This window comes from Streptomyces sp. NPDC059718, assembly GCF_042733315.1.
Lineage (GTDB): Bacteria > Actinomycetota > Actinomycetes > Streptomycetales > Streptomycetaceae > Actinacidiphila.
Genome location: NZ_JBHWGA010000123.1, coordinates 1 through 2516, shown reverse-complemented (window position 1 = coordinate 2516; position 2516 = coordinate 1). Strand labels below are relative to the sequence as shown.

Here is a 2516-nt window from a genome sequence, read left to right as displayed (position 1 = left end):
CGCCTTTGCTCCCGCACCCGGTGAAAGTCACCGGCCCCTCGCCCAGTGCCCATGAATACGACATAGCACCAGACACATGATCAGCCAAGGTCAGTGAGCGCAGAGCGTCGAAGGTGACGACGGTGCCGGCCAGGTCCAGCGGTGCCAGCAGCGGTTGGAAGTGCGTGGTTTCGTTCGTCTTCGCGCAGACCTCCACTTGGGCGAGGGTCACGACGGTGCCGTGCGTGACTGCGGAGAGCAGATGCCGGCGCGTCGCGGTGAGACGGGCTGATCCCTTGAGCGCTTTGCCGTCGACAGCGATCACGCGCGGCCGCCCGGACGCGGAGGGCGACGGCGCCTGCCCTGTTATGCACCCCAACCAGTCACAACCCGCCCAGCCGCACGTCCCCGGAACTTGCATCCGCCCTGACGGTCGGTTCGGCGCGAACTCAGTCGGTGGTCAGCTGATGTTGAGTGCGACGTCGTCTAGGACGAAGTTGGTGAGATTTGAGAAATCCTCGGTGCCAGTAAAATTAATGGTCACAGTCTGGCCTGCGAATGAGGAGACGTTGAAGGTTCTCTGGGCGTAGCCGACGTTGGAGTCGGCGTTGGAATAGGTCGCCAAGTTGGTCGACCCTATCTGCACTGTGAGAGTGTCGAAGAGTGTGCTGCCGGTCTCTCGCGTATCAATGTGCTGCCAGAAACTCAGAGTCGCATTGCACCCCGGGGGAATGGTCACTGACTGTGAGATGGTGTCAGTATGGGTGGTGCCGTATCCGTCAAGCCACGCCTTCCATGAGCCAGCGTGTGCCGGCTCGTTGCTGCTATTACTTATCACGCCAGTGCTAGCGCTCCAGGGTGCGGCGGTGCCGGTCTCGAACCCAGCGTTGCCGAGCAGTTGAATCTGGGTGCAACTGTTGCCCTGGAAGGCGGCAATCTGGGTGGCTGTCGCGCTGGCGCCTACGCGAGGCAGCCCGTAGAAGTCCTCGATGGTTCGCAGGAGGCTGTAATGGTCGTATCGCGTGCCGTACTGGCCTGGTATAACGTTCGCCCCGGCGATGATGGTTGGAATCTGATTGTTGGTCGAGCCATCGTCCTCGTCCCAGGTGACCACGAGCAGACTGTTATGCGTGCGGGCCCACTGCTCGTAGCCGGACAAGTTGTGCTGAACCCATGCGTCGCCGGTATCGCGGGAGCAATAGTGCATGTCATTGCACATATTGGGCACGACAAATGATACGGTCGGGAGTCGACTGTAGTCACTAGGAAATTGAGTAAACGTCTTGTTTGCGGAAGAGGGAAGATTGGAGAAGTTCACCCACGGATTATGTTTACGCTCATACTTGTGGAATATAATATCCAGAGTTCCCGCGTTGCAGCCCGTGTACCCCTCCCGTGGCATGTCCTCGGAGTACCCGGAAAAGCTCAGTCCGGAGTCCAGCAGCTCGCGTCCCAGATTCGAAGCCCCGCTCGAAACGGGACAATCATCTGATGTAACGCCTTGTGTAGAGCCCGAGAAAAGAGCGAGATAGTTTGGCTGGCTCGGATGAGTTATGCCATGGTAGTTCGTGAATGATGCACTACGGGAGGCCAGATCGTTGAGATACGGAGCCTCATCCGGCCGCCCGATGATGTCGTCGTAGCCCTTGTTCTCCATCATGACGACCACGACGTGGTCGGGACGGGGGAGCGCACTTGCATCCGCCGATGGAGCGCCGACTACTACGCCCGTGGCACCAGCGAGCAAAGCAAGGGTGATGCGTAAGGCGGAAGTAGATCTTGGTAAAATCATGCACGGAACATTATGGATCAAGATCGTGATCGTCAAGATGTCAAAATGGGATATAAGGAATTTCTCGGTGATGTTTTCTCAGCTGCACGAAAAGTGTGAACCACCGTATACCTGAGCATGCCGGACGGGCCGGACGCAGCCCGTTGCGGAATCGGCGATCGTCACGGACTGCGTGTACTGGTTGAGGGCTTCGGCCAGGTGCGGCAGGCCGAGCTTGGCGGCGGTGGCGCGGATGCGGTTGCTGGTCAGCTCGCTCAACGGGCTTCCTTCGTTGGTGCGTTGGTGGTGAAGGGGCTCGTGCCGGTCAGCTCGTCATAGACCGACAGCGGACGGCGGCCGACCTCGACATTCGCGGCGGCGGCCCGGTTCAGCAGAGCCTGCAGCGGCCCGTTCGGCTCCCCGGCAGGTCGGCCGCGGCGAGGGGCGGGCAGACCATCGCCGATGGTGACGCGGCGGCCGGCGCCCGTGGGCAGACCGTCCCAGTGGCACTCGTCCACGATGCGGGCGCCTCGGCCGACTGCCCTGGGATGGGCGGCAAGCAACGTCTGGCCGGTCGCGTCGGGGACGGTGGAATGGAGTGTGATCTGGGATTTCGTGGCCCTGACCTCCACCAGCTGGCGAGGGCGGACCCTGCGGGCGGGAACCGAGTAAGAGGTTGTCTCATTTGGTGAGTCTGCGGTAGCAGATGAGGGTGCAGGCGATGCTGGTGAAGGCCAGGAAGTGGTCGGCTGAGCGTTCATAGCGG

2 protein-coding genes and 3 pseudogenes are annotated in these 2516 nt (G+C 61.0%); all 5 read right to left on the bottom strand.

What is annotated here, in order from left to right:
- Positions 1-304, bottom strand: a pseudogene (locus ACFV3E_RS46530) (hypothetical protein); the annotation flags it as partial.
- Between the two features lie 135 nt (positions 305-439).
- Positions 440-1807, bottom strand: coding sequence for an alkaline phosphatase family protein (locus tag ACFV3E_RS46525; RefSeq protein WP_500542591.1), 1368 nt, complete (start codon positions 1805-1807; stop codon positions 440-442).
- 132 nt (positions 1808-1939) lie between these two features.
- A pseudogene (locus tag ACFV3E_RS46520) lies at positions 1940-2029 on the bottom strand (AAA family ATPase); the annotation flags it as partial.
- Positions 2026-2268, bottom strand: a complete 243-nt coding sequence (locus ACFV3E_RS46515; RefSeq protein WP_500542593.1) for a hypothetical protein — start codon at positions 2266-2268, stop codon at positions 2026-2028. The gene ACFV3E_RS46515 and the pseudogene ACFV3E_RS46520, both read right to left, overlap by 4 nt.
- Positions 2269-2274: 6 nt before the next feature.
- Positions 2275-2511 (bottom strand): annotated as a pseudogene (locus tag ACFV3E_RS46510) (Mu transposase domain-containing protein); the annotation flags it as partial.
- Positions 2512-2516 lie beyond the last annotated feature (5 nt).